This is a genomic window from Scytonema sp. HK-05 (genome assembly GCF_963872035.1).
Taxonomy (GTDB): Bacteria; Cyanobacteriota; Cyanobacteriia; order Cyanobacteriales; family Nostocaceae; genus Kalymmatonema.
The window spans coordinates 1-4,742 of sequence record NZ_CAWMYC010000071.1 but is presented as its reverse complement, the minus strand read 5'-3'; the positions used below and the strand labels follow the sequence as shown (position 1 = coordinate 4,742).

Annotated in this window: 4 protein-coding genes; 2 read left to right on the top strand and 2 right to left on the bottom strand. The window is 41.4% G+C overall.

Annotation, left to right across the window (positions count from 1 at the left end; genetic code table 11):
• Positions 1 to 315: 315 nt before the first annotated feature.
• Positions 316 to 1,695 carry an aldehyde dehydrogenase gene (locus AACT52_RS10325; RefSeq protein ID WP_073636614.1) on the bottom strand — a complete coding sequence of 460 codons (1,380 nt, stop codon included), beginning with the start codon at positions 1,693 to 1,695 and terminating at the stop codon, positions 316 to 318.
• A 435-nt stretch (positions 1,696 to 2,130) separates the two neighbouring features.
• Positions 2,131 to 3,228, bottom strand: coding sequence for a sensor histidine kinase (locus AACT52_RS10320; RefSeq protein WP_073636613.1), 1,098 nt, complete (start codon positions 3,226 to 3,228; stop codon positions 2,131 to 2,133).
• 820 nt (positions 3,229 to 4,048) lie between these two features.
• Here AACT52_RS10320 and AACT52_RS10315 point away from each other — a divergent pair.
• Positions 4,049 to 4,387 carry a CU044_2847 family protein gene (locus tag AACT52_RS10315; protein WP_026082537.1) on the top strand — a complete coding sequence of 113 codons (339 nt, stop codon included), beginning with the start codon at positions 4,049 to 4,051 and terminating at the stop codon, positions 4,385 to 4,387.
• Positions 4,371 to 4,700 carry a trypsin-like serine protease gene (locus tag AACT52_RS10310; RefSeq protein ID WP_073636611.1) on the top strand — a complete coding sequence of 110 codons (330 nt, stop codon included), beginning with the start codon at positions 4,371 to 4,373 and terminating at the stop codon, positions 4,698 to 4,700. Before AACT52_RS10315 ends, AACT52_RS10310 begins: the two co-directional genes overlap by 17 nt.
• Positions 4,701 to 4,742: the final 42 nt, after the last annotated feature.

The following is a 4,742-nucleotide window of genomic DNA, read 5'->3' as shown; positions in this document are numbered from 1 at the left end:
AAAAAACCACAGATGGACACAGATGGACACAGATAATTTATCTGCGTTTATCTGCGTCCATCTGCGGTTTTAAATATCTATTAATCATACTTTTGCAAGAAGTCTATTAATTAGAAGTTATGAATTATAGCAGTCCTATTTGATAGGTAAAAATTATCAACCGCCAAGACGAGCCAGCGCTGCAGGAGGGTTTCCCGACAGCAGGCGACTGGCGTCGCCAAGAGCGCCAAGAAAAGAGGAAGAGAGAATTTTACGAATGATTTAGGATTGCTATATCAATTTTGATTCTTGACTCTCCACGCATACTCCTAACTGTTAACCAATAAGTCGCTTCAGTGTAGATAACTTGTCTTTATAGGGAGGGTATAACAATTTGAAGTCCAGCAGAAAAGATTTGTGCAACACACTTTTGTAATGGGAAAAGGTGTCAAAGCTGAATTTACCGTGATACTTACCAATTCCGCTATCACCCACGCCGCCGAATGGTAACGATGAAACAGCAACGTGCATCACTGTGTCGTTAATACAAACTCCACCAGATGAGGTTTCCTGCAAGACTCGTTGTTGCAGGTTTTTGTTATTAGAAAATAAGTACAAAGCCAAGGGTTTTGATTTAGAGTTAATTAAGTCAATGGCTTCTGTTATATCGGTATATTCAATGACAGGAAGAATCGGACCAAAAATTTCTTCCTGCATTACGGAGTCTCTCAAGGAAACATTATCAAGAACTGTGGGAGCAATATAAAGTTCCGAAGGATTAGTTTCTCCCCCAATGCGAATTTCGCCATCTTTCAAGAGGCTAACTAACCTGTCAAAATGTTTTTGATGGATAATCCTAGCATAATCAGAACTGTTGGCAGGATTATCTCCATAAAATTCTTGCAGGCGTTTTTGAATTTCATCTAACAAATTTTCTTTGATTTTTTTATCAACTAAAAGATAGTCAGGTGCGATACAAGTTTGTCCAGCGTTGAGAAACTTTCCCCAAGTAATGCGTCTGGAAGTGTGTTCGATATTGATGTCAGAATCTACAATGCAAGGGCTTTTGCCGCCCAGTTCCAAAGTAACGGGTGTCAAGTGTTTTGCCGCTGCTTCCATGACTATTTTGCCTACAGCTGTACCACCAGTAAAAAAGATGTGGTCAAACTTTTCTGCTAGGAGTTGTTGACTTGTTTGCACACCTCCTTCTACCACAGCAATATAAGCCGGGTCGAAATATTTTTCCATCATCTGACTTAAAAGACGAGAGGTGTGGGGTGCAAGTTCTGAAGGTTTGAGAATTGCACAGTTGCCTGCGGCAATAGCACCTACCAATGGCGAGATAATTAATTGAAATGGATAATTCCAAGTACCAATAATTAAAACGACTCCTAGCGGTTCAGGATAAATTTTTGCAGAAGCGGGAAATACTTGCAGGGAAACTGGTGCTTTCTGAGGTTTAGTCCAAGTTTTGATATGTTTGATAGCAGAGTCAATTTCTTGGATTGTTCCAATTTCTGTAGCATAACTCTCAAATTCTGGTTTATTTAAATCCGCTTTTAGTGCGTTGATAATCGCTTCTTTATTCTCAGTAACTGCTTGTTTTAGAGTTTTCAGTTGTTCAAGTCGAAAATTAACGTCTTTTGTCTGATTAGTATTAAAAAAATCACGTTGTTTGCGGATGATATCGGCAATTGATAATTCTTGAGCAATCATCTTTTTGTCCTTGATAGCTAAAATTAACCCACCCTTAAGCAGTTAAGTCCTAAGTTCTAAGGTATGAATACTGAGTAAATTTTCCTCACCGGAATGCACCCCACCCCCCAACCCCCTCCCCGCAAGCGAGGAGGGGGCAGAAAATAAGGGTTTTAAAGCTTGGTGAAAGATGTGAATTTCCCCTAGTTTCCTTTATCTCATTCAATACTCGGTACTCACTAAACTTCTTACAAAAGTCAATTGGATGAAAATGAAACCACAGATGCACACAGATTAACACTCGTTAATTATCTGTGTGCATCTGTGTCCATCTGTGGTTTGAAATAATCCATTAATCATACTTTTGCAAGAAGTCTAGTACTTAGCACTGTTTTGGTCACGGTGGGCTGTTTGCCTATATCTTATTTATAACTAATCTCGAATAACCGATAATGATTACTGTTTGATGGGCAAACGTACTGTGAAGACACTCCCTTTGCCGACTTCTGAATTCATAAGAATAGTCCCTTGATGTGCTTCGACAATTCGACGAGAAAGGTACAGCCCTAACCCACTACCAGAACTCTTGTGACTTCCTTGGCGAAATCGTTCAAATAAAGTTGCTTGTTCTTCAGGAGGAATACCTGGACCTGTATCTGCTACTTCAACGGTAATATATTCATCTGAAGCAGTCGCTGGGGTGATGCGGATAGTCACTGACCCGGTATCGGTAAACTTGATAGCATTGCCTATAAGGTTGGTGAATAGCCGATGCAGTTCTAGGCGATCGCCCATCACTTTACTAATCCCTGAATCTTCACCCAAATCCAGATTGACTGCAAGTTCCTTTTGTGCTGCTAAAGGACTTAATTCTTCAGAGACTTCTTCTAGTAACTGGCTGACATTAACAGGTTGAAACGCCAGAGTTTTACGACCTGCTTCAAAGCGATAAACTTCTAGCAAGGTATTTACCATAGCCAGCAGGTTGCTGTTACTGCGAGCCATAATCTCTATGACTTCCTGCATTTGATCTGACAGATTTCCCAAAGCACCCTCCTGAAACAGTAACAGCATCCGATCCGCTGCGACTAGGGGTGTGCGTAAGTCGTGGGTGAGGCGAGAGACAAAATCTTGGCGTTGGAGGGCGATTTCATCGCGTTCATCTATACTGTGCTTGAGACGGAGGAGCGATCGCACCCGCGCCAGCAATTCATCTACTGTGACAGGTTTGCGGATAAAATCGTCAGCACCCAAGTCTAATCCTTGAGCAACGTTGGGTGAGTCATGGGCGGTAATTAGCAAAATTGGGATAAATGGCAATGCCGTATTTTGCCGAACGCGCTTGGTAACTTCATAACCATCTATACCCGGCATCATCAGATCCAGCAAGACTAAGTCACAAGCCGATGTTTCAATCTGTGCCAATGCTGAAGCACCATTTTCTGCCGTGCTAACTGTGTAGCCTTCTTCCTCCAAAATGGTTTTAATCAGGAATACATTATCAGGAGAATCATCTACAACCAGAATCTTATCAGAGTTAGAAGATTTAGACATACAGCATAGAAGAGATGCAGTAAAACTAGATGAGTGTATACAAAGCTAGACTTGTATTATTTTTGTCATTTTTTACTTAGGTTGACTTCCTACGGAGGAAACATTTTTTACTCTAAAATTTTCTCAACTTAGTCTTTATTTTTTTAGAGGTTCAATGCTGCTCCTGTTTGCCAGAAATAATGACAAGCTAATTCAATCATGGCTCGTAGAATTTTAGAACAAGACACAGGGGATAAAGGTTACGATTTTTGTAGCTGTTGAGTACGATTAGCAGCGGTAAGTCATAGATATATCACAGTGCATGACTGCGGAAGCGCGAAAATTGCATAATTTGTCGCAAGACTACTAGCCTACGCAAGTAGCACTACAAACTTTAGTATAAATTTTAAAATAAAAATCTAGTTATAATAGTATAATTGACCAAGTAGTCATAACAATTTAAAAAAGTTAATAGAAAACCATTGCTTTGTTGAGTTAATTGTTGCCTAGGATAATGCAAAGGCGAGTTGACAGTTCTCTAGAAGGATAGCAATGTGGCTATGAGTACTTGATATAAAGTAAATTTGCAGCTTATATCATGTTCGGCTAATTAGTTATAATTCCCACGTTGACTAAACCCCACACGCCAGTCGCCTGCGGAGGGAAACCCTCCTGCAGCGCTGGCTCCCCTTTATCCCCTCCCCGAGCTCGCGGGGAGGGGAGCCTAAGCGCAGATGATTGCGGGGTGGGGTTCTTGAGGAATGATAAGTAATCAACCGAACCTGATATTACGGCTACAGTCAACCCATTTTTTGAAAAAATTTTGCATAGAGGTGAGCGTGTGAAGCGCATAGTTGAATTTCCTCTGGAAAGCGGCGAATCGATTCTTGTAGAAGTAGATGAGCCAGCAGTCATTGACGATCGCATTGGTTTACGGGATCAGATTGTTGACAAGGCTCATCAGACTTTTGAGTCTGCCTTGGATAAGATAAGACCTGTAGCTAATGTGATTCTGACCAAGGTGCGTAATATCAAAGAGCCAGCGGACGAAGTGGAAGTCAAGTTTGGCATTAAAATTAGTGCAGAACTTGGGGCAGTGATTGCTTCTGGTAATGGCGAGGTCAACTACGAAATTACGCTGAAGTGGAAACGGGAGTCACAGGATGACCACACTGCTTGAGTCATCAGTTGTCAGGATTTACTCAAACAGTGGCAAAGTGGTTGGTGCTGGCTTCTTGGTGTCCCAACAATACATCCTTACCTGCGCCCATGTGGTAGCTGATGCTTTGGGAATTGCCAGAAACACTGCCGAAATGCCTGATGCAAAGCTTCGCTTGGATTTTCCTTTGTTGGCTGCGAAAGAGTTTTTCACAGCTCAGGTGGTTTTCTGGCGACCAGTTAATCCGGATGAATTAGCTGAAGATATTGCAGGATTGAAGTTAGAAAGCTCTCCTCCGGATGCTGCTCAACCAGCAAAATTGGTATTGAAATAAGTTGCTGAAAGTATTAGCAAACATTAGCAAGCAACAGCAGAT